This window comes from Actinomadura latina NBRC 106108, from assembly GCF_001552195.1.
Lineage (GTDB): Bacteria > Actinomycetota > Actinomycetes > Streptosporangiales > Streptosporangiaceae > Spirillospora > Spirillospora latina.
The window spans coordinates 38,439-60,100 of record NZ_BCQS01000032.1 but is presented as its reverse complement, the minus strand read 5'-3'; the positions used below and the strand labels follow the sequence as shown (position 1 = coordinate 60,100).

22 protein-coding genes and 1 pseudogene are annotated in these 21,662 nt (G+C 69.8%); 20 read left to right on the top strand and 3 right to left on the bottom strand.

All coding sequences use genetic code 11. The features are described 5' to 3' along the window. The first annotated feature begins 114 nt into the window (after nt 1–114). The 13 genes from AL2_RS30510 to AL2_RS30450 all read left to right on the top strand — a co-directional run bounded on the left by AL2_RS30510 (nt 115) and on the right by AL2_RS30450 (nt 11,522). Nucleotides 115–1,269 carry an MraY family glycosyltransferase gene (locus AL2_RS30510; RefSeq protein ID WP_067639753.1) on the top strand — a complete coding sequence of 385 codons (1,155 nt, stop codon included), beginning with the start codon at nt 115–117 and terminating at the stop codon, nt 1,267–1,269. A 217-nt stretch (nt 1,270–1,486) separates the two neighbouring features. Continuing rightward, nucleotides 1,487–1,903: a Cg1360 family ATP-synthase-associated protein gene (locus AL2_RS30505; protein ID WP_067639751.1), complete on the top strand. Its 417-nt coding sequence runs from the start codon at nt 1,487–1,489 to the stop codon at nt 1,901–1,903. A gap of 84 nt (nt 1,904–1,987) precedes the next feature. Continuing rightward, entirely contained in the window at nt 1,988–2,212 is a 225-nt protein-coding gene (locus AL2_RS30500; protein ID WP_067639748.1) for an AtpZ/AtpI family protein, read from the top strand. A gap of 73 nt (nt 2,213–2,285) precedes the next feature. Continuing rightward, entirely contained in the window at nt 2,286–3,080 is a 795-nt protein-coding gene (gene atpB, locus AL2_RS30495; RefSeq protein ID WP_067639747.1) for a F0F1 ATP synthase subunit A, read from the top strand. Between the two features lie 114 nt (nt 3,081–3,194). Beyond that, the gene (atpE, locus tag AL2_RS30490; protein WP_245667041.1) at nt 3,195–3,419 is read left to right on the top strand and encodes an ATP synthase F0 subunit C; all 225 of its coding nucleotides are present in this window, start codon (nt 3,195–3,197) and stop codon (nt 3,417–3,419) included. A 32-nt stretch (nt 3,420–3,451) separates the two neighbouring features. After that, nucleotides 3,452–4,009 carry a F0F1 ATP synthase subunit B gene (locus tag AL2_RS30485; protein WP_174550895.1) on the top strand — a complete coding sequence of 186 codons (558 nt, stop codon included), beginning with the start codon at nt 3,452–3,454 and terminating at the stop codon, nt 4,007–4,009. After that, nucleotides 4,006–4,827 carry a F0F1 ATP synthase subunit delta gene (locus tag AL2_RS30480; protein WP_067639745.1) on the top strand — a complete coding sequence of 274 codons (822 nt, stop codon included), beginning with the start codon at nt 4,006–4,008 and terminating at the stop codon, nt 4,825–4,827. The genes AL2_RS30485 and AL2_RS30480 overlap by 4 nt, the downstream gene beginning before the upstream one ends. Nucleotides 4,828–4,917: 90 nt before the next feature. Beyond that, nucleotides 4,918–6,552: a F0F1 ATP synthase subunit alpha gene (atpA, locus tag AL2_RS30475; RefSeq protein ID WP_067639743.1), complete on the top strand. Its 1,635-nt coding sequence runs from the start codon at nt 4,918–4,920 to the stop codon at nt 6,550–6,552. 5 nt (nt 6,553–6,557) lie between these two features. Further along, nucleotides 6,558–7,454 (top strand): F0F1 ATP synthase subunit gamma, encoded by an 897-nt coding sequence (locus tag AL2_RS30470; RefSeq protein WP_067639737.1) that lies wholly within the window; start codon nt 6,558–6,560, stop codon nt 7,452–7,454. Between the two features lie 2 nt (nt 7,455–7,456). After that, nucleotides 7,457–8,887, top strand: a complete 1,431-nt coding sequence (gene atpD / locus AL2_RS30465; RefSeq protein ID WP_067639735.1) for a F0F1 ATP synthase subunit beta — start codon at nt 7,457–7,459, stop codon at nt 8,885–8,887. 94 nt (nt 8,888–8,981) lie between these two features. Continuing rightward, nucleotides 8,982–9,368, top strand: coding sequence for a F0F1 ATP synthase subunit epsilon (locus AL2_RS30460; protein WP_067639734.1), 387 nt, complete (start codon nt 8,982–8,984; stop codon nt 9,366–9,368). Between the two features lie 35 nt (nt 9,369–9,403). After that, nucleotides 9,404–9,868: a DUF2550 domain-containing protein gene (locus AL2_RS30455; RefSeq protein ID WP_083947048.1), complete on the top strand. Its 465-nt coding sequence runs from the start codon at nt 9,404–9,406 to the stop codon at nt 9,866–9,868. Nucleotides 9,869–9,998: 130 nt separating this feature from the next. Then, the gene (locus tag AL2_RS30450; RefSeq protein WP_245667040.1) at nt 9,999–11,522 is read left to right on the top strand and encodes a M28 family peptidase; all 1,524 of its coding nucleotides are present in this window, start codon (nt 9,999–10,001) and stop codon (nt 11,520–11,522) included. Here AL2_RS30450 and AL2_RS30445 read toward each other — a convergent pair. After that, nucleotides 11,519–12,451: a DUF4097 family beta strand repeat-containing protein gene (locus tag AL2_RS30445; RefSeq protein ID WP_067639732.1), complete on the bottom strand. Its 933-nt coding sequence runs from the start codon at nt 12,449–12,451 to the stop codon at nt 11,519–11,521. The two genes, AL2_RS30450 and AL2_RS30445, sit on opposite strands and share 4 nt — an antisense overlap. 109 nt (nt 12,452–12,560) lie before the next feature. Next, complete coding sequence (locus AL2_RS30440) at nt 12,561–13,175, bottom strand: cob(I)yrinic acid a,c-diamide adenosyltransferase (protein ID WP_067639730.1); 615 nt, start codon at nt 13,173–13,175, stop codon at nt 12,561–12,563. 72 nt (nt 13,176–13,247) lie between these two features. On the opposite strand from AL2_RS30440, the gene AL2_RS30435 reads away from it, so the two are divergent. The 5 genes and pseudogenes from AL2_RS30435 to AL2_RS30415 all read left to right on the top strand — a co-directional run bounded on the left by AL2_RS30435 (nt 13,248) and on the right by AL2_RS30415 (nt 19,667). After that, nucleotides 13,248–14,840 carry a GMC family oxidoreductase gene (locus AL2_RS30435; protein ID WP_067639728.1) on the top strand — a complete coding sequence of 531 codons (1,593 nt, stop codon included), beginning with the start codon at nt 13,248–13,250 and terminating at the stop codon, nt 14,838–14,840. 326 nt (nt 14,841–15,166) lie between these two features. Continuing rightward, nucleotides 15,167–15,406, top strand: a pseudogene (locus AL2_RS30430) (serine hydrolase); the annotation flags it as partial. A gap of 122 nt (nt 15,407–15,528) precedes the next feature. Then, the gene (locus tag AL2_RS30425; protein ID WP_210748443.1) at nt 15,529–16,590 is read left to right on the top strand and encodes a DUF6745 domain-containing protein; all 1,062 of its coding nucleotides are present in this window, start codon (nt 15,529–15,531) and stop codon (nt 16,588–16,590) included. Nucleotides 16,591–16,601: 11 nt separating this feature from the next. After that, a complete protein-coding gene (locus AL2_RS30420; RefSeq protein WP_174550894.1) occupies nt 16,602–16,853 on the top strand; it encodes a DUF8820 family protein in 252 nt (83 codons plus the stop codon). Nucleotides 16,854–17,978: 1,125 nt separating this feature from the next. Further along, nucleotides 17,979–19,667, top strand: a complete 1,689-nt coding sequence (locus AL2_RS30415; RefSeq protein WP_245667048.1) for an HNH endonuclease signature motif containing protein — start codon at nt 17,979–17,981, stop codon at nt 19,665–19,667. A 304-nt stretch (nt 19,668–19,971) separates the two neighbouring features. Here AL2_RS30415 and AL2_RS30410 read toward each other — a convergent pair whose 3' ends face one another. Beyond that, nucleotides 19,972–20,973: a Scr1 family TA system antitoxin-like transcriptional regulator gene (locus tag AL2_RS30410; RefSeq protein ID WP_157438454.1), complete on the bottom strand. Its 1,002-nt coding sequence runs from the start codon at nt 20,971–20,973 to the stop codon at nt 19,972–19,974. A 134-nt stretch (nt 20,974–21,107) separates the two neighbouring features. On the opposite strand from AL2_RS30410, the gene AL2_RS30405 reads away from it, so the two are divergent. Both AL2_RS30405 and AL2_RS30400 read left to right on the top strand, forming a co-directional pair. Then, nucleotides 21,108–21,314: a hypothetical protein gene (locus AL2_RS30405; protein WP_067639716.1), complete on the top strand. Its 207-nt coding sequence runs from the start codon at nt 21,108–21,110 to the stop codon at nt 21,312–21,314. Then, on the top strand, nt 21,311–21,571 hold the full coding sequence (locus tag AL2_RS30400) for a hypothetical protein (protein ID WP_067639714.1): 261 nt from the start codon (nt 21,311–21,313) through the stop codon (nt 21,569–21,571). The genes AL2_RS30405 and AL2_RS30400 overlap by 4 nt, the downstream gene beginning before the upstream one ends. Nucleotides 21,572–21,662 lie beyond the last annotated feature (91 nt).

The window sequence follows — 21,662 nt, the reverse complement described above, 5'->3', positions numbered from 1 at the left end:
CGCGACGCGAACAGATCGTCCCGGCCGGCCGTCCAACGGGAAGACGCCCGAGCGGTAACGCGCGCCGGACGGGGTAACACGCCAACGGCGATCGGCGAGGGGAGGCGCAGCGGAGTGCGGGAGTACCTGCTCACGATGCTCGTCGCCGCCCTCGTCGCCTATCTGCTGACCCCGTCGGTGCGGCGGTTCGCCGTCTGGTTCGGGGCGCAGGCCGTCCCGCGCGACCGCGACGTCCACGTGATCCCGACGCCCCGGCTGGGCGGCCTCGCGATGTTCGGCGGGATGGTGGCGGCGCTGGTGGTCGCGACGGGGCTGCCGGAGATGCGCAAGGTCCTGGACGACGGCGACATCAGCGTCGCGAAGGCGCTGCTGCTGTCGGGCGGGCTGATCGTGCTGATCGGCATCGCCGACGACCGCTGGGAGGTGGACGCGCTCACCAAGTTCGCCGGGCAGGTCGCGGCCGCCGGGATCTTCATCATGCAGGGCATCCAGATCTACGTGATCCCGCTGCCGACCGGCGAGTCGCTGTCGCTGCCGCCCGCCTACGGGGTGCCGCTGACCGTCCTCGTCGTGGTCGCCACGATCAACGCGGTGAACTTCATCGACGGCCTGGACGGCCTCGCCGCGGGCGTCGTCGGGATCGCCGCGCTCGCGCTGTTCTCCTACGCCTACCTGCTGTCGCGGACGAACGGCCTGACCACGCTGACCGGCGCGACGCTCATCGCCGCCGTCCTGTTCGGGATGTGCGCGGGCTTCCTGCCGCACAACTTCAGCCCCGCGAAGATCTTCATGGGCGACACCGGCTCGATGCTGATCGGGCTGCTGCTCAGCGCGTCCACGATCATGCTGACCGGGCAGTTCGACCCGGCCATCCTCGCCAACGGGCTGTTCCCGTTCTTCGTCCCGGTGCTGCTGATCCCGGCGGTGGCCGCGGTCCCGTTCATGGACATGCTGCTCGCGGTGCTGCGGCGCACCAGCCAGGGCCGGTCGCCGTTCTCGCCGGACAAGCAGCACCTGCACCACCGGCTGCTGCAACTCGGCCACTCCACCCGCCGCGCCGTGCTGATCATGTACTTCTGGGTCGGGCTGCTGGCCTCCGGCCTGGTCGGGCTGGCGCTCTTCGACGCGGCGTGGATCACCCTCGGGATCACGCTGCTGGTCGCGACGGCCGGCGTCGTGCTGATACTCCGCAAGCCGCGCCGCGGGAAACCCGCCGCCGACCCGGGCACCGGCGACCACCCCGCGCAGCGCCCCTCGATGCGGGTCTGAGCCGTCCGCCGAGGGCGACGCGGCTCCTTCACGTAGTGTCGCGATGCGGCGAAAGCAACCCCTGAGCTGGGCTAAAGTCCAGGTGCGAGCGTGACCGGAGGTAGCCTCCCGGTTCCCCGAACCGCATTACCTCTAGGGTAATTGTGGACATACCGGACGCTTGTGATACCTTTCACGAACAACAGACGACCACTGACCGTGACCAGCCGGAGCCTTCATGCACACCTCCGACGCCCGGATGCTGCGCGGCGCCGTGATCCCGACCTCGGTCGCCGGGGCGGGCGCCGTCGTGATCGGCCTGCTGGCCGCCGGCGCCAAGGGCGCCCTGGCGGCGGCACTGGCCTCCGTCGTGGTGATCGCCTTCTTCTCGATCAGCGCGCTGGTGGTCTCGTGGGCCGCCAAGTACTCCGCGCAGACCATGATGCTGGCCGCGCTGGCCAGCTACGCGGTGAAGATCCTCGCGGTGATGGTGCTGGTCACGGTGATGGGCAGCGTCTCCATCTGGAACACCACGGTCTTCGGCTGGACGGTCATCGGCCTCGCGCTGCTCTGGATCGCCGCCGAATTCCGCGTCGTCCTGCAGCGGAGGCCCTACATTGACGAGCCCGAGAACGTCCCCGACCGGAGCCCGTGATGCGGGCCCCGCGGACGGTGCCTGCCCCAACGGACTACTCCAATATGACCACCGCATGGGTGGCCTGCTATCGTCCGGAGCGCGATGAGCGAGCAGAAACGCCGGCCGGAAGACGGCCAGCGAGAATTCGCCGACGTCGCCTGGTCCGTGCCCAGCTACCTTCTCTCCGGGATGATCATCTGGGGCGGCATCGGGTGGCTGCTGTCCACATGGACGCACCAGACCTGGCTGACCCCCATCGGCCTGGTCATCGGTGCCGGGCTCGCCGTCTACCTGGTCTACGTGAAGTACGGTCGCCACTCCTCCTGAGCGGCCCCGCCGCCGAGGAAGCCGCCGAGGAAGCCTTCGTGAAACATCACCACATTGATGAAGGGAACGCCGCGTGAACGCGCTGACGGTTCTCGCCTCCGGGGGAGATGAGTTCAAAGCCCCGGGCCCTGAGCTGTTCGACTTTCCGCCCCTGTTCGCCGGCGGCCCCGAGTGGCTCACCAAGCCCGTCGTCTTCGCGGTCGTCGGCGCCCTGGTGACCTGCGGGTTCTTCTGGACGGCGTTCGCCAAGCCGAAGCTCGTGCCGCGCGGCATGCAGAACATCGGCGAGATCGGCTACATGTTCGTGCGGGACGAGATCGCCCGCCCGTTCCTCGGCAAGAACACCGACCGGTGGATGCCGATGCTGATGTCGCTGTTCTTCCTGATCTGGTTCTGGAACATCTTCGCGGTCATCCCGATCATCCAGTTCCCGGTCGCGTCGCACATCGCGTTCCCGATCGTCCTGGCGGTGTTCGTCTACGTCGTCAAGGTGTACCTGGGCTTCAAGCACCAGGGCCCCGTGAAGTACTTCACGAACATGATCCCCAAGGGCCTGCCGCTGCCGGTCTACTTCCTGCTGGTGCCGATCGAGTACCTCTCGACGTTCATCCTGGCCCCCTTCACCCACGCGGTGCGGCTCTTCGCCAACATGTTCGCCGGCCACACGATCCTGGCCTTCTTCAGCCTCGTCGGCTTCTGGTTCCTGTTCGAGAAGCCCACCGCGCTCGGCTTCGGCGTCGGCATCGTGGGCGTGATCGTCACGATCCTGCTGACCGCGCTCGAGCTGCTGATCCAGTTCCTGCAGGCGTTCCTGTTCGCCATGCTCGCCGCGATGTACATCCAGAGCGGCCTGGAAGCCGACCACTAAGCCCGGGGTGGGCGCCGCCCCGGCGCCGGGCCCCTACTGAACGACCTCGTTCGCCCAGACCGGCGGAGCGTCCGCCGGCCGACAGAAAAGGAATGAAACCCCATGACGGGAGAAGTGCTCGCCGCCCTCGACGGTAACGTCACCTCGATCGGGTACGGCCTCGCGGCCATCGGCCCCGGTATCGGCATCGGCATCATCTTCGGTCAGGGCGTGAACGCCATCGCGCGCCAGCCCGAACTGACCGGCGTGATCCGCACCAACATGCTGCTGGGATTTGTCCTCACCGAGGCGCTCGCCCTCATCGGCCTGGTCGCGCCCTTCATCTTCCAGGGCATCTGACCACGGGTTCCAACTGAGGAAGGGCTGCAAAAATGATCACAGCAGCTTCCGTCCTTGCGGCGGAGGAGAACAACCCTCTCGTCCCGCACCCGTACGAGCTGGTCGTCGGCATCTTCTCGTTCCTCGTCGTCATGGTCGTTCTGGGTCGCATCCTCGTCCCGCGTCTGCAGAAGACGCTGGAGGAGCGGACCCAGGCGATCGAGGGCGGTCTCGAGCGGGCGGAGCAGGCGCAGAAAGAGGCCCAGCAGGTCCTCGATCAGTACAAGTCCCAGCAGAAGGCGGCCGCGGTCGAGGCGTCCAACGAGCGACGCAAGGCCGAGGAGCAGGGCGCGCAGATCATCGCCGAGGCCAAGGAGAAGGCCCAGGCGGAGGCACGCAAGATCGTCGAGGACGCCAAGAAGCAGATCGAGGCCGAGCGGCAGCAGGCGCTGCAGTCGCTGCGCGCCGAGATCGGCGCCATGTCGGTCGACCTCGCCGGACGCGTCGTGGGCGAGTCCCTTGAGGACAGCGCGCGGCAGAGCCGGGTCGTCGACCGGTTCCTCGAGGAGCTGGAGAGCCGGGCTCGCACGCAGGAGCAGATCACATCATGACCATCACCGGAGCGGTGAGCAGGGCGTCGCTGGCCGAGGCCAAGGAGCGGCTGGAGGCCGTCATCTCCTCCGCCGACCTGGCCGCGCTCGGCGGCGACCTGTTCGCGGTGCTGCACCTGATCGACCGCGAGCACGGCCTGCGGCGGGCGGTGTCCGACCCGGCGCGCGACGGTGCCGACAAGGCGCAGCTCGTCCAGATCCTGCTGGAGGGCAAGGTGTCGCCGGCCGCTCTCGGGCTGGTCGCCGATGTCGTCCGGCTGCGCTGGTCGAAGCCGTCGGAGCTGTCGGACGCGGTGGAGACCCTCGCGGTCACCGCCGAGGCCGCCCGCGCCGAGGCCGACCGGAGGATCGACGACCTGGAGGACGAGCTGTTCCGGTTCTCCCGGGTCGTCGAGCGGGAGGTCGCGCTGCGCGGCGCCCTCGCCGGTCCGGGCCTGCCGGACGACCGCAAGCTCGGCGTGGTCACAGCGCTGCTGGAGGGCAAGGTCACGCCGGCGACGCTGACGCTGATCACCGAGCTGGTGCTCCGTCCGAGAGGACGTAGCCTGGAGGGCGGGCTCGCCGAGTACGGCAAGCTCGTCGCCCAGCGCCGGCAGCGGCTCGTCGCACTGGTGCGGACGCCGACCGAGCTGTCGGCGCGGCAGCGGACGCGGCTCGCCGCGGTACTCGCCGCCGCGTACGGGCACGAAGTACACCTGAACATCGAGATCGACCCGGGCACGATCGGCGGACTGTCGATCGAGATCGGGGACGAGATCATCGACGGCACGATCGCCGGGCGGCTGGACGACGTCCGCCGGCGGCTCGGCGCCGGCTGAGCGCCGCTCGAGCCGGCCCCAGCGCCGGTTGAGCCGGCCCCATCGCCGGGCGCCGGTTGAGCTGACCTTTTAGGGAGCAAGAGAGGAATCATGGCGGAGCTGACGATCCGTCCGGATGAGATCCGGAACGCGCTGGAGCGCTTCGTCCAGTCGTACGAGCCCGAGGCCGCCGCGCGCGAAGAGGTCGGCACCGTCGTCGATTCCGGCGACGGTATCGCCCACGTCGAGGGCCTGCCCTCCGCGATGGCGAACGAACTCCTTGAGTTCGAGGACGGTACCCGTGGCCTGGCTCTGAACCTGGACGTGCGCGAGATCGGCGCCGTTGTCCTTGGCGACTTCAGCAACATCGAGGAGGGCCAGAAGGTCCGGCGGACCGGCGAGGTCCTGTCGGCGCCGGTCGGCGACGCCTTCCTCGGCCGTGTTGTGGACGCACTGGGCAGCCCGCTCGACGGCCTCGGCCCGATCGAGTCGACCGAGCGCCGCGCGCTCGAACTGCAGGCCCCCACGGTCGTGCAGCGGCAGTCGGTGAAGGAGCCGCTGCAGACCGGCATCAAGGCCATCGACGCGATGACGCCGATCGGTCGCGGCCAGCGGCAGCTGATCATCGGTGACCGGCAGACCGGCAAGACCACGGTCTGCGTGGACACCATCATCAACCAGAAGGAAGCCTGGGACTCGGGCGACCCGGACAAGCAGGTGCGCTGCATCTACGTCGCGGTCGGCCAGAAGGGCTCCACGATCGCGAACGTCCGCCGCTCCCTGGAGGAGGCCGGCGCGCTGGAGTACACCACGATCGTGGCGGCTCCGGCGTCCGACCCGGCGGGCTACAAGTACATCGCCCCCTACACCGGGTCCGCGATCGGGCAGCACTGGATGTACCAGGGCAAGCACGTCCTGATCGTGTTCGACGACCTGTCGAAGCAGGCCGAGGCCTACCGCGCGGTGTCGCTGCTGCTGCGCCGCCCGCCGGGCCGCGAGGCCTACCCGGGTGACGTCTTCTACCTGCACTCCCGGCTGCTGGAGCGCTGTGCGAAGCTGTCGGACGACCTCGGCGCCGGTTCGATGACGGGTCTGCCCATCATCGAGACCAAGGGCAACGACGTGTCGGCCTACATCCCGACGAACGTCATCTCGATCACCGACGGGCAGTGCTTCCTGGAGACGGACCTGTTCAACCAGGGCGTCCGGCCGGCGATCAACGTCGGTATCTCGGTGTCCCGGGTCGGCGGCTCCGCGCAGATCAAGGCGATGCGCAAGGTCGCCGGCACGCTGCGCCTCGCGCTGTCGCAGTTCCGCGACCTGGAGGCGTTCGCCGCCTTCGCGTCCGACCTGGACGCGGCGTCCCGCGCCCAGCTGGAGCGCGGCGCCCGCCTGGTCGAGCTGCTGAAGCAGCCGCAGGGCGCGCCGTTCCCGGCCGAGCAGGAGGTCGTGTCCGTGTGGGCGGGCACCTCCGGCGAGCTGGACGACGTCCCGGTCGCCGACATCCGCCGCTTCGAGCGGGAGTTCCTCGAGTACATCAAGCGCGAGGAGGGCGGCATGCTGACCGCCATCCGCGAGACGGGGCAGCTCTCCGACGACGGCCTCACCAGCCTCAAGAACACCATCACGGAGTTCAAGAAGGGCTTCCAGACCAGCGAGGGCGACCTGCTGGCCGAGGAGCCCGTCGAACCGATCGAGGCCGAGGACGTCGAGCAGGAGACCATCACCCGCGTCAAGAAGGACTGACGCCGATGGCCGCGCAACTTCGTCAACTCCGGCAGCAGATCAAGACGGTCAAGTCGACCGCCAAGATCACGCGTGCCCAGGAGATGATCGCCACGTCGCGGATCGTCAAGGCCCAGCAGGCGGTGGCGGCGTCCAAGCCGTACGCCGACCAGATCACGCAGGCCCTGACCGCGCTGGTGAGCCACCATGTGGGGATCGACCACCCGCTCCTGCAGGAGCAGCCGGCCGACACCCGCAGCGCCGTCCTGATCGTCACGAGTGATCGCGGGTTCTGCGGCGCCTACAACGCCAACGTGATCCGCGAGGCCGAGTCCCTGATCCGGGCGCTGCGGGACGAGGGCCGCGAGCCGGTCCCGTACGTGGTGGGCAACAAGGGCATCACCTGGTACCGGTTCCGGGGCCGGGAGGTCGCCCAGACCTGGCACGGGTTCAGCGACCGTCCGCACTTCGCGAACGCGGAGCAGATCGGCCGCCGGCTGACCGAGGACTTCCTCAAGACCGACGCCGAGGGCGGTGTCGGCGAGATCCACGTGGTCTACACCGAGTTCGTCTCGATGCTGACCCAGGCCGTCCAGGTCAAGCGGCTGATGCCGCTGGAGATCGAGGAGAGCACCTCGGGCAAGGTCCCGCCGGCGTACGAGTTCGAGCCGTCCGCCGCGGCGGCGCTCGACCTCCTGCTGCCCAACTACATCGAGAGCCGCATCTTCCACATGCTGCTGCAGTCGGCGGCGTCCTTCCAGGCGTCGGTCCGGCGGGCCATGAAGTCGGCGACCGACAACGCCAACGAACTGCTCGGGGTCTACACGCGCCAGATGAACCAGGCGCGGCAGGCCGCGATCACCCAGGAAATCAGCGAGATCGTCGGTGGCGCTGACGCGCTCGCCGAGTCTGGCGGGGAGTGATAATGACTGCACAGGTAGAGACGGCGACCGCGACCGGGCGCGTCGCACGCGTCATCGGCCCGGTCGTCGACGTGGAGTTCCCCGCCGACGCCCTCCCGGAGATCTACAACGCCCTCAACGTCCAGGTGACGCTGGGCGGCGAGGAGAAGACCCTGACCTTCGAGGTCGCCCAGCACCTGGGCGACAACATGGTCCGGGCCATCTCCATGCAGCCGACGGACGGCCTGGTCCGCGGCGCTCCGGTGGTCGACAGCGGCAAGTCCATCGCGGTCCCGGTCGGCGACATCACCAAGGGCCACGTGTGGAACGCCCTCGGCGAGGCGCTGGACGCCCCGACCGCGTCGCTGGAGATCAACGAGCGCTGGGGGATCCACCGCAAGGCGCCGGCGTTCGACCAGCTGGAGTCCCGGACCGAGATGCTGGAGACCGGCATCAAGGTCATCGACCTGCTCGCCCCGTACGTCAAGGGCGGGAAGATCGGCCTGTTCGGCGGCGCGGGTGTGGGCAAGACGGTCCTCATCCAGGAGATGATCCGCCGTGTCGCCCGCAACTTCGGCGGCACCTCGGTGTTCGCCGGCGTCGGCGAGCGCACCCGTGAGGGCAACGACCTCTGGGTGGAGATGGCGGAGGCGGACGTCCTGAAGGACACCGCCCTCGTGTTCGGCCAGATGGACGAGCCGCCGGGCACCCGGCTGCGCGTCGCGCTGGGCGCGCTGACGATGGCGGAGTACTTCCGCGACGTCCAGAACCAGGACGTGCTGCTGTTCATCGACAACATCTTCCGGTTCACACAGGCCGGCTCGGAGGTCTCCACGCTGCTCGGGCGCATGCCGTCCGCGGTGGGGTACCAGCCGACGCTGGCCGACGAGATGGGCGTGCTGCAGGAGCGGATCACCTCGACGCGCGGTCACTCGATCACCTCGATGCAGGCGATCTACGTGCCCGCCGACGACATCACCGACCCGGCGCCGCACACCACGTTCGCGCACCTGGACGCCACCACGACCCTGTCCCGGAGCATCTCCGAGAAGGGCATCTTCCCGGCGGTCGACCCGCTCGACTCCACCTCGCGGATCATGGACCCGCAGATCCTGGGGAACGAGCACTACGAGGTCGCCCAGGAGGTCGTGCGGATCCTGCAGAAGTACAAGGAGCTGCAGGACATCATCGCGATCCTCGGTATCGACGAGCTGTCGGAGGAGGACAAGGTCACCGTCCAGCGGGCGCGGCGCATCGAGCGTTTCCTGTCGCACCCGATGTACGTGGCCGAGCAGTTCACCGGCCAGCCCGGTGTGACCGTGCCGAAGGACGAGACGGTCGCCTCGTTCAAGGCGATCGCCGAGGGCAAGTACGACCACCTGCCCGAGCAGGCGTTCTTCATGTGCGGTGGCATCGAGGACGTCGAGAAGAAGGCCAGGGAGCTGGAGAAGTAGTCCGCTCCGGCGGGGCCGTCCCGGGACGACGCGTTCGACCGCGCGTCCGGGGGCGGCCCCGCCGGTACCGCTCCAGTATTCGGAGGAAACAGACGTGGCAACCCTGAGGGTCGGGCTGGTCTCGCCGGAGCGCGAGATCTGGTCCGGTGAGGCCAGGATGGTGGTCGCGCAGACCATCGAGGGCTCGCTCGGCATCCTGCCGGGCCACGCCCCGGTGCTGGGCGTGCTGCTGGACGGCAGCGTGGTGAAGATCGAGCCGGCGGACGGCGGCAAGCCGATCACCGCGGCGGTCGGCAGCGGGTTCTTCTCCGTCGCCGCCGACGAGGTGTCGGTGCTGGCCGAGCAGGCCGAGATCGGCGACGAGATCGACGTGGACGACGCCCGGCGGGCGCTGGACGCGGCGCTCGCGCAGGAGGGCGAGGACGCGACGCCGGAGCGGCGCGCGCGGGCCCGGCTGCGCGCGGCGGGCATCGAGGCCTAGCATCGAGGTCTGGAGTTCGACGGACGGCGGGGGACTTGGGCGAGCACCTGGCACTGGACGTGGGCGGTGCCCTGGCGGCGCTCGTCCTCGTGGCGGCGCTGCTGTTCGTCTCGATGGCGGTGCGCCGCTGGCTGTTCACGCGCGGCGGCGGCACCGTGGAGTGCAGCCTGCGCGAAATGTCCCCGGAGGGCGGAGCTCCGGGGGTGTGGCGGCTCGGCATCGGCCGGTACAAGGGCGATGAGCTGCACTGGCACCGCGTGTTCGGTTTCCGCAGAAGGCCCCGGCAGGTGATTCACCGCCGGGGCCTCGTCGTGTCCAACCGCCGCCTGCCCGGCCCGGAGGAGGCGGAGGGCCTGCTGCCGGACGTGAGCGTCATCGAGGTGCGGGACGGCGCGCTGACCGTCGAACTGGCGATGGGCGCGGCGGCGCTGACCGGGTTCCTGGCGTGGCTGGAGGCCGCGCCGCCCGGCCTTCCGGTCGACCTGCACCAGCCGGAATGAGCGCGCGCGGCATGGCCGGGTAAGGCGCCGGTATCGAGTTGGCGTTGCGGTGCCGCGGCTGCTTGAGGCGGGCGGGGCGCGGGTCCAGGATCGCTGCTGGTCCGCTCCGTCCCCGTCCGCTGGAGTGCACGTGCGCAAGCTGATGACCGGCCGCAACCTCCTCACCGGCGCCGCCGTGGCGCTGCCCGCGCTGTTCCTGCCGGCGGCGCTGCCCGCGGCCGGTGCCGCGCCGGCCCGCCCCGACCTCGCGAAGCTCGTGACGCTGAAGGACGTCAAGGCGCATCTCGCGGCGTTCCAGGAGATCGCCGACTACAACGGCGGCAACCGCGCGGCGGGGACGCCCGGCTACGACGTGTCGGTGAAGTACGTCGTCGGACGGCTCCGGAAGGCCGGCCTCACACCGAAAGTGCGGAAGTTCACCTATCCGTACTGGCGGGAGAAGTCGGACGCGGTGTTCGCCCGGACGGCGCCGTCCAGGAAGTCCTACAAACGGGAGAAGGACTTCCTGACCTTCGCGTATTCGGGGTCCGGGGACGTGAACGCGCCCGTGATCGCGGTGGACGTCCCGTCCAAGGGCGAAGGGACGAGCGGCTGCCAGAAGGGCGACTTCAAGGGCTTCAAGAAGGGCTCGATCGCCCTGATGCAGCGTGGGGGCTGCATGTTCGCGACGAAGGCGGCGCGGGCGAAGGCGGCGGGCGCGCCGGCCGTGGTCGTCTTCAACAAGCCGGGGGAGAAGGGGCCGATCAACGGGACGGTGTCGAAGCCGTCCGCGATCCCGGTCGTCGGCATCGCCCACGACCTCGGCGTCGCCTTGGCGAAGGCCGCCGGGAAGGGCGGGCTGAAGCTGCGCGTGAAGACCGACACCGCGCACGGGAAGAAGTCGTCGGCCAACGTCATCGCCGACACCGAGCGCGGGGACGCCGGCAACGTGGTGCTGGCCGGCGCGCACCTCGACAGCGTCCCGGCGGGCGCGGGGATCAACGACAACGGCAGCGGCGCCGCCGCGCTGCTCGCCATCGCCGGGAAGATCAACGGCCTCGGCAAGGGCCTGCGCAACCGGGTGCGGTTCGCCTGGTGGGGAGCCGAGGAGGAGGGGCTGCGCGGCTCCGCCCACTACGTGGCGTCGCTGCCGGGCGCCGAGCGGGAGAAGATCGCCCTGAACATCAACCTCGACATGCTCGGCTCGCCGAACGGCGTCCGCGGCGTGTACGACGGCGACCACTCCACCCGCGGCGGCACGCGGGCGCCCGCCGGGTCGGGGGCGATCGAGAAGATGTTCCGCGACTACTTCAAGGGCCGCCGCCTGCCGACGGCCGAGAGCGAGTTCGACGGGCGCTCCGACTACGGCCCGTTCATCGAGCGGGGCATCCCGTCCGGCGGCCTCGACACCGGCGCCGAGGGCCTGAAGACCGCCGCGGAGGCCAAGGCGTTCGGGGGCCGGGCCGGCAAGGCGTACGACCCGTGCTACCACGCCAGGTGCGACCGGCTGAAGAACGTCGACCTCAAGCTGCTCGACACCAACGCGGACGGTGTCGCGCACGTCCTGCAGCACCTCGCCGGGACGACCGTCGCGGTCAACGGCGGCGCCCGGCTGGCCCTGCCTCTCGTCCCGTCCTACGAGCCGCTCTGGCGGGGCCCGTACCTGGTCCGCTAGCTGGGCCCGACGAAGATGCTGCCGTCCCCGGCGGTCAGTTCGATGCGCCGCTCGGACCGGGAGTCCTGGTGGACGGCCGAGTCGATCCGCTTGCCTCCGTTGCCGGTGGACGTGCTGATCGCGTAGCTCTCCCCGGCGGGAAGCCGGAGGCGGATGGAGCCGTTGTCGCTGGTCGCCTTGAGGGTCGTGGGCGGCCCGGCGAGGCGCAGGTCGATGCCGCCGTCCCTCGTCCCAGCGGTGAGCCGGTCGGTGGTCAGTCCCCTGGCGTCGATGCTGCCGTTGTCGGTGCGCAGTTCGGCGCTGGCGACGTTCCCGCCGAGCCGGATGCGCCCGTCCTTGGACGTGGCCTTCAGCGTGGTGGCGGTGAGCCCGGTCGCGTCCACGGAACCGTTGTCGCTGCGCAGGTCGGCGGCGGTGACACGGCCCGAGACGCGCAGCGACCCGTCGTTCGAGCTGAGGGAGACGGTGGGCCCGCGCAGGTCCGTCGCGGTGACCGAGCCGTTGTCGCTGTGCAGGTTCACCGTCCCCGCGAGCCCGGACGCGACGATCGTCCCGTCCCGGTTGTCGATCCGCACGGGCGTCGAGCGCGGCACCCGGACGCGGTAGGAGACGCCGCACCCGCTGAACCCGATCACCTGGGTGCCGCACTTGGACGTGAGCTTCAGCGCGCCCCCCTCGACGACGTGCTTCGCCTTCGGCCGGTTCTTGTCGTTGGACCAGCTCAGCCGCTCGACGACCTCGATGCCGGGGGAGTCGGACGCGGTCACCTCGACCCGGCTCCCGTTCGTCTGGATCCTCAGCGCGGTGACGCCGGCCGGCGCGGTGTAGGAGCGGTCCTCGTGGCGGGTACCGCCAAAGCTCACGTTGCCGCAGCCGACCAGCGCCACCGCCGCCGCTGCCAGGACGGCCGTGCCCGTCAGGGTCCTCACGTGGTCTCTCCCGTTGTCGCCATGCCCTCGTACACGACCAGCCTGGCCTGGACGGGACGGGGTCACCAGGTGGGGAGCCGGTCAACCGGAGGTGGGGCTAACCCCACCCTCAGCGCTCGCCGCCCGGCTTCCACAGCACGTCGCCGTGCTCGGCGTTCGCCACGCGGCACAGGATGAACAGCAGGTCCGACAGCCGGTTGAGGTACTTGGCGGTGAGCGGGTTCACGCCGCCCTCGGCGGTGTCGCCGGCGCTGCCGTGCGCCTCGATCGCGGCCCACGTGGTGCGTTCGGCGCGGCGCGTCACCGTCCGCGCGACGTGCAGCAGCGCGCCGCCCGGCGTCCCGCCGGGGAGGATGAAGCTGCGCAGCGTCGGAAGCTCGGCGTTGTGCTCGTCGCACGCCTCCTCGAGCCGCTCGATGTAGGACGTCTCGACGCGCAGCGGCGGATACTGCGGGTCGGGGACGACCGGCGCGCACAGGTCGGCGCCCACGTCGAACAGATCGTTCTGGACGCGGACGAGCAGCGCCACCACGTCCTCCGGCAGCGCGCCGAGCGCGACGGCCGTCCCGATCGCGGCGTTGGCCTCCTCGACGTCCGCGTACGCGGCGAGGCGCGGATCGGTCTTGCTCGTGCGCGACGCGTCGCCCAGCGCGGTGGTGCCGTCGTCGCCCGTTCGGGTGTAGATCCGTGACAGCACGACGGGGTTGTCCCTGTTCTTCGCCATATGAGGCAGCCTAACCCTGCCGCTTACAGAAGCCCGTTCGGTAGGGTTCCGGGAAAGACCCCGGAGGCCGCCGTGTACGACTACATCATCGTGGGAGCGGGGAGCGCGGGCTGCGTCCTCGCCGCCCGACTGACCGAGGACCCCTCCGCGAAGGTCCTGCTGCTGGAGGCGGGCCCGCCCGACGACGCGCCGGAGATCCACATTCCGGCCGCCGTCGCCGCGCTGATCAAGGGCCCGTACGACTGGGACTACGCGACCACCCCGCAGGAGCACGCCGCCGGCCGCAGCGTGTACTGGCCGCGGGGGCGGACGCTCGGCGGCAGCTCGTCCACCAACGCGATGATCTACATCCGCGGCGCCCGGTACGACTACGACACCTGGCGCGACTCCTACGGCTGCGACGGCTGGGGCTACGAGGACCTGCTGCCCTACTTCCAGCGGGCCGAGGACCAGCAGCGCGGCGACCTCCCCTACCACGGCGTCGGCGGCCCGCTCCGCGTCGAGGACCTGCGCTACAAGCACCCGCTGACCCGCGCGTGGGTGCAGTCCGCGAAGGCGTACGGCCTCGCCGCGAACGCCGACTTCAACGGCGCCGACCAGGACGGCGTCGGCTTCTACCAGGTCACCCACAAGCGCGGGAAGCGCTGGTCGACCGCCGCCGGGTACCTGCGCCCGATCGAGAACCGGCCGAACCTGACGGTCGTCACCGACGCCCTCGCCACCCGCGTCGTGATCGAGGACGGCCGCGCCACCGGCGTCCGCTACGAGGCGCGCGGCGAGACGCACTCGGCCCGCGCCGACGCCGAGGTGATCCTGTCCGGCGGCGCGGTGAACAGCCCGCAGCTCCTCATGCTCTCCGGGATCGGCCCGGCCGACCACCTGCGCTCCCTCGGCATCGACGTCGTCGTCGACTCCCCGGTGGGGCAGCGGCTCCAGGACCACCCGTTCGTGAACGTCATGTTCGCGACCCCCCGCTCGAAGCCCCTGTGGGAACTGGCCAACGCCCGCTCCTTCGCCCTCTACCAGGCCCTGGCGCGCGGCCCCTACGCCTCGAACGTCGCCGAGGCCGGTGGATTCGTCCGGACGGTGGAGGGCCTGCCGGCGCCCGACCTGCAGTACCACGTCCTGCCGACGCCCTTCGTGAACCAGGGCCTCACCGAGTCGTCCGAGCGGCTCCTGTCGGTCATGGTCACCGCGGTCGCGATCGCGAGCCGGGGCGCGCTGACCCTCCGCTCCGCCAGCCCGCACGCCAAGCCGCTGATCGACCCCGCCTACCTCGCCGACAAGGCCGACCTGGACATCCTGGTCGCCGGCGTCCGGCAGGCCCGCGAGATCGCCGCCTCCGGCCCGCTCGCCTCACTGATCGGCGGCGAGTGGGCGCCGGGCGAGCAGGCCGACTCCGACGAGGCCATCGTCGACTTCGTCCGCCGCGAGGTCGCCACGCTGTTCCACCCGACGAGCACCTGCGCGATGGGCACGGGCGACTCCGTCTGCGACCCGTCCCTGCGCGTCCGGGGCGTGGAGGGCCTCCGCGTCGTGGACGCCTCCGTCATGCCGGCCGTCCCGCGCGGCAACACCAACGCCCCGACCATCGCGATAGCCGAGCGAGCCGCCGACCTGATCCGCAACCGCACCCCCCTCGCACCCGCCAACACCCAGAAATGAGGAACGCCCCCGTCCTTCCCGGACGGGGGCGCGTGCTGCGTACAGTGCGCGGGCGTCACCGCTTGAGCGCCTTCGCGATGCGGACGCGGCGCGCGTGCTTCGCCTCGGCCCGCAGCACCCGTACGCGGTCCTTGATGATGATGTTGCTGAACTCCGGGCGGATCATGTCTGGCTCCTTGTTCCCTGCCGGTCCCTCTTGGCCCGACATGTATAAGGTTCGTCCTAAGCCCCCACCCCCCACATTGGGACGACGCCTTATCTAAGCCCCCTAGGACGCCTTAGATCCCGGCCGCTCACCCGAAGGACCTCAGACGGACCCCCAGTCACGCACCCAGGAACTGGCCGACTGGGACGGGATGTGCGCGCGGATCGCCGACCTGCGCCCGCTGTGGCGGCCGGGCGCCGCGACCGGGTTCCACGTCCTGACCTTCGGTTTCGTCCTCGGCGAGGTGGTCGGCAGGGTCACCGGGCGCCCCGCCTCGGCGGTACTGCGGGACGAGCTCGCCGTCCCGCTCGGTGTCCCCGGCGACCTGTGCTTCGGCGTCCCCACCGCCAAGCCCCGCTGAGAGGACGTCGCGGTGTCTGCCGCCGGCCGAAAGGGGCTGGACATCATGGCTCGCGGTGTGCCAGTATCCCGACCCATGATCTTTGAAAGGGGCGTCGCCGCCCTCGTCCGGTGAGCGACCACGTGCAGCGGGAAGCTGCCGCCATCCGCGCGGAGTGGCTCGGGCATCTGCTCTCCACCGCGCCCGCCGACCGTCCGGCCGCCGAAGCGGCCATCTCCGAGCTGTACCGGCTGATCGGCCTCGATCCACCGCGTTTCCGCTGGGTGGTCTCGCCGCTCGCGGCCCTGGAGACCGTCCCGCCCGGGGCCCGGCCGTCCGAGACCGCGGACCGTCTTGACGACTGGCCGCTGCCGACGCGTTTCCGCAGGCTGATCAACGGGCTGGCCGTGGATCTCGACGCCCGGATCCTGTGCGGCTACCCTCCGCTGGACCAGATGTTGCGGCAGCTGGTCCGGGCACCGATCACGGCCTCCACCCGGAGCACGCTCCGCCCGGCGCTCCAGACCGTCCACGAGCGGGCCGATTGGGGAAGCGCCTGGTACGAGGCCCAGTGCGTCTCCTGGTCGGCCCACTACGACGCCGTTCGCCGGACGTCCGGGGTGATCTTCACACCCGCGCAGAACCGCCTGCTCGACCTGTGGGCGGCGCCGGCCCGGTCCTGCGGCTGGTGGTGGCCGCGCGAGGACGTCTGCGTCGTCTCCGAGCGGCCCGTCGAGCTGCACACCGAGGTCTGGGGCGACGAGGGGCAGGTGCGGCTGCACCGCCCGGACGGTCCCGCGCTCCGTTACGCCGACGGCTGGGACGTCTACGCCTGGCACGGCACGCGGGTGCCGCCCTGGGTGGTGGACGACCCCACCGTCGACCGGATCGCGGAGGAGCCGAACGTCGAGGTGCGGCGGTGCGCCATCGAGAACCTCGGCTGGGGCGACTACATCGACCGGGCCGGGCTGCGCCTCGTGGCCACCGCCCCCGACCCCGGCAACCCAGGCTCGGAGCTGCGGCTCTACGACCTGCGCGAGCAGACCAGGGTGCTGCTCGCCGTCAACGGCTCGATCGAACGCGACGGGCACCGCCGCAGGTACGGGCTGACCGTGCCGGGCGCCATCGACGACCCGGTCGCCGCCGCCGGATGGACCTACGGGCTGTCCGGTGACCAGTACTCACGCCTCGTCCGCCGAACCTGAAGGTGATCCCCATGAACGTGACTCTCGCGTCCCTGTCCCAGCAGACCGGTCTCGCCGTGCTCGACCATCTCGAACAGTCGGTGAGCATCCCCGTCATCGACGGATTCCAGGCCCAGGGCGACCTGATCGTCATCCCCGTCTCCGAAATCTCGGCGTCCCTCTCCTTCCACCCGAAGGCCCTCTGGACGGACGTGCCGCCCGAGGGCGTCGAACTCCTCCGCGGCGCGGCGGGCGGCAACCCGCACACCCTCGTCGCCGACTGAACCTCCACTCCCGGTCTCGGCCGGGAGATGCGCCTGGCCAGCAGATCCGCCAGGCGGGCGGGCAAGACCACAGACTGCAACGAAAAGCGCCCCCGTCTGGTGGGACGGGGGCGCAGGATTTCCAGGACAGGCCGCAGGCGTCACCGCTTGCCGGCCTTCGCGATGCGGACGCGGTGGGCCTTCTTCGCCTCGTTCCGCAGCACCCGTATGCGGTCGTTGATGATGACCTTGCTGATCTCCGGGGGGCGGATCATGTCTGGCTCCTTGTTTCCTGTCGGGCCCTCTTGGCCCGACATGTACAAGGTTCGTTCTAAGCCTCCCGCCTCCACATCGGGACGACGCCCTATTTACGGCACCTCAGACCGCCTTAGTCCGTGACCGTCCAGTCGGAATGCCTAAGCCGAAAGCTCGGTCACACACCTCGTCCCCAGGACCCAGCCGTGTTGTGTCAGGGCCTGCTGCCCTGGATTTTGAGGTGGTGCACTGGGTGGGGTGGTGCCGGTTTCTCCCGGCCGCAGTCCTAACGGCCGTGCGCGTGGCTGAGGTGCCTTTTTATCGGTTTAGTGTGGTTGCTATAGGTGGGTGGCTGAGGTGGCCTTCCGAAAGCGGGCGCGTTCGTTTGTCTGTGTTGCCGGTTGCTGTCACGTTGGTTGCGGTGGTTGGTTGGTTGGGGTGGGGTGTTGATCTGCAGGTTGGTGAGTGGTTGCTGCCGCTGCCGCGCGTCGCGCGGAACCCTCGTCGGCGAGGACGGGTGCGGGTATCGGTGATGGCGCGCGAAGCGCGCGCTCAGGCCGGACCCCGCGCTGGCCTTTTACCTGCACCTCCCTCAACCCACAACCGCAACCAACGTGACAGCAACTGGCGGCTCTGCTGCACTGGGCGCGCTCGCCTTCGGAAGGCACCTCAGCCATCCGCTCACAGCAACCACCCCAACCCGATAAAGCCGCCCTCAGCCCGCGCGGGCTGTTGGACGACCGCCGACCGAAAGGAACGTCCTTTGCGGGCGTCGACCGAAGAATAGTCGGTGACAGTAATGTGGCGTGTCTGGAATGTCTAGCCCTATTGGTGAGGCTCCGCATATAATGGGGAGCAGGAATTCAGGTTGGGAGGTGAACCCCTGTGTCGATGCCCGCCCCCGTCGTCGCGGCCGCGACCAGTCGCCAGCGTGAATGGGAGAATCGGGAATGGTTCCCGCCCGGCCCGCAATTGGCAATCTGCCTGTCCGGTGGGAAGAACCGCCTGGCCGACCTGACCGACGACGAACTTCTCCAGGTCGCGGCCGCCGCTCGCCGCCAGACTTCATGGGCGCAGGCACGGGAACTGGCCGCCATCGCCGAACTCACCCGCCGCCGCACCACCGACGAAGATTCCGGCGACCCCGACTACCGGATCCTGTCGGCTCGCGAATCGGTCACCGAAGAGGTCGCCGCCGCCCTCACCGTGACCGGCAACACCGCCGCCACCCTGGTCCACCTCGCCGAACAACTGACCGGCCCACTCGCCCGGACCGCAGACGCGCTGGAGGCCGGACACATTGACATGGGCAAAGCCCGCGTCATCTGCGACGTCACCGACCGGTTGCCCGAGGAGACGGCCGGACGGATCGAGCGCGCGGCGCTGGAGAAGGCGTCCAGGCAGACCACCGGGCAACTACGCCGCCGTCTCAAGCGGATCGCACAGCGCCTTGCGCCCGAGGCGATCGAGGAACGCAGGCGCGAAGCGGTCCGGCAACGGCGCCTTGAGCTTTGGGACACCCCGTCCGGCACTTCTGACCTGGCACTGTGCGACCTGGCCGCCGAAGACGCCCACGCGATCTACAACAAGATCACCGCCGCCGCACACGGCGTCAAGGCGGATGGTGACCCCCGCCTCCTGAGCGCCATCCGCGCCGATCTGGCTACCCGACTCCTGCATGGCATCGAGCTTCCCGATGCCGTCCGATCCCTTCTTGCTCGGACGCAGGACGACACCGGCTCCGGCCTTCCGGGGGCGGATGGCGGCCAGACCGAAGCTCCGCCCGCGCCGAGCCTGGGAGCCGGACCGGTCGGTCCCGCCAAGCCGGCATCCGGAAACGTCGCCGTCTCACTCGATGGCGCAGTCGGTGGCGGCGCACCGTCCGCGCCCGCCGTTCTCAGCTTGCGCACCGGTAACGTCCTTGAACACGACGGCGAGTCCAAGGCCCACCGGAACAGCGGCCCGCAGCCTGCCACCGGCCCGGCTTCGTCACACCGCGATGCCCGTTCTGCAGGCGACGAGGAAGCTCGCTCGGCCGACGCCCCCCGAGCGGACAGAACGGCGGACGACGCGCCACCCTCTCTTGGCCCCCGAAACGAACCGGGCGGCGATCTCAGCGGCGATGCCGGTATCGCCGCGCTGGCGGACGCGGTGGACCGACGCCTGAACCACGTGCGCGGACGCGTCCACCCCCGCGAACTACCGCAGGCCGTCCGGGAGACAGCGCAGCGCATCCACAGCCAGTTCGCGGACGCCCGCGACGCGGCCTGCCAAGGCGGCGACAAGGTCCACGGCCGACCCGGCTACCGGCCATCCGCCGCGATGCGGCGTGAGGTCGAAGCCCGCCACACGACGTGCGTGTTCCCCACCTGCAACCAGCCTTCCCACCGCTGCGACCTCGACCACACCATCCCCTGGCGGCCCGGAATCACCTGCCGCTGCAACCTCGCCCCCTTGTGCAGGCGACACCACAGATTGAAGCAGCGCCCCGATTGGAGACTCTTCCAGATCTGGGCCGGGCTACTGGTCTGGGTAACGCCGTCCGGTGCCTGGTACATCGTCCGCCCCGACCGTCAGTGATCCCGGTCTGGGATTGGACGCGGGTGTCGAGTTACTTTAAGGCGACGCGACGCGACGCACCTCCACACTTCCGCGTCGCCGGTCGGTGTCCCGGGCACGGTTGCCGATTTTGGTCGGGCTGCTGGTCTGGGTTGCGTCCGTCTGGTGCCTGGTTCGTCGTGTGCCCCGACCCTTGGTGATCCGGGTCTGCGGCTGGGTGCGGGTGTTGAGCTGCTCTGGACGACGCGTCGCACCTCCGCGTCGCCGGTTGGCGCCCCCCGAGCACGGCCCCGGCGGGACGACCACCGGGGCCGGGAGGGGCGGGTCAGAGGTCGAGTGCTCCTGCCTTGGCATGGGTGAGGAGCACGGCGAAGGCGGCGCGGTTGAGGGTGAGGTGACCGGCATGGCCGTTCTTGCTGTCGCGCATGCCGATGGCGGCCGACGTCTGCGCGACCTCCACGCACCGGCCGCTCTGACCGCCGCTGTGGCTGCTCTTGCGCCAGTGGGCGGACGAGAAGTCGGTCGTTTTCACAGTTCCTCCAACGCCTTGCGGATTGCGGCCGCCGAGTCCTGCGTTCAGAGCCTTGGACCTGATCAACTCAAACAGTATGCCAAGTTCGGCGACATATCCGTCATCGTCGATCATTCGGCCACGTCCGCCCGCCGATTCCGCGTAAGCCGTATCCGGCTCTCCCGTCGTGGACAAGATCGTAAACGCGCCCTCTGGACACAGTTCGGCATCCCCTGGAACCACGTGGATGTGGATGTGTGGCAGCTCCGACAGTGCCAGCAGATGTTCAAGTTCGGCACGCATGACATCACGTCCGCCGAACGGTCGACGAAGCACGGATTCATCGAGGAGCGCGACGATCACGGGAGGGTCCTCCTGCAAGATCTGCTGGCGCTCCATCCGCGCGCTCACGAGGCGTTCCAGGCTGTCCGGCTGCTGGCCTGCCCGCAGGACGGCACGGGCGTAGTCTTCCGTCTGGAAGACGCCTGTGATCACGAAGTTCTCGTAGAGCTTCATTACGCCGGCCTCCGCTTCGGCGTCGATGAACTCGGGGAAGCCTGCGGGGAGGCCGGTCTCCTCGATGACGCGGGGGTAGAGGGCTTCGAAGAACTGGGTCAGGCCGAAGACCTCGTCCAGTTTCTGGCAGACCTTCAGGGTCGGGCGGCGGGTGCACAGCTCGATGCCGCTGACCATACTGCCTGGTATGTGGATTCTTGCCCCAAGGGTGGGCTGGGACCAGCCTTTTCCCTCTCGGTGCCGCTTGAGGTGAAAGGCGAAAAATGCTCGCGCCGATTCTGACGGGGGCGGGGTCGGCATGAGAATCCCCTCTATCTGCACAGGGCCTTGTGCGGCCTCTGGATCACTTGTGGAGACGGATGTATGGCCGAGAATAACCGGTGGGTCCGACGATTGGAGGGCAAAGGCAATTCCGGACGACAAAGAGGTCGATCATGAAAACCGTTGAATGGCGCGCCGCCGGCGATCGGTCGCGGGGGCCGATCCCGCAGCGCGAGCGGGCGGTGGCGGTGGGCTGCCGCTACCGCGATGGGCAGTGGTGGTTCTGGTACGTCCGCACCGACGTGCCGATCGGCCCGGTGGGTGAGTTGAACACGGCCGCGCGCCGGGTACGGGCGAACGTGGAGCGGACGGTGTCATGACGGACGGGGACGTCTTCCTGACGGTGCCGGCGCAAGTGGTGCGAGGCCACGGCTATACGGCGGTCCGGATCGGCGGGCGGCTGCGGGTCACCGATGGGCCGGATTTGCGCGGGGTGGAGATCGAGTGCCGTACGCGTCCCGACGACCGGGACCGCTGGTGGTTCACGTGGGGCGGTGGCATCTGGATGTGCGAGGGCGACCACGTGACCGAGGCGCTTGTGCAGGTCAAGACGGCGCTGCGCCGGGTCGGGCCCTGACCGTGTCGAGAAGCGCCCCCGTCCGGACGGGCGGGGGCGTGGACGCGCTCCAAGCAGCAGACGGTGCCTGATTTCTCACATCAGATTCATT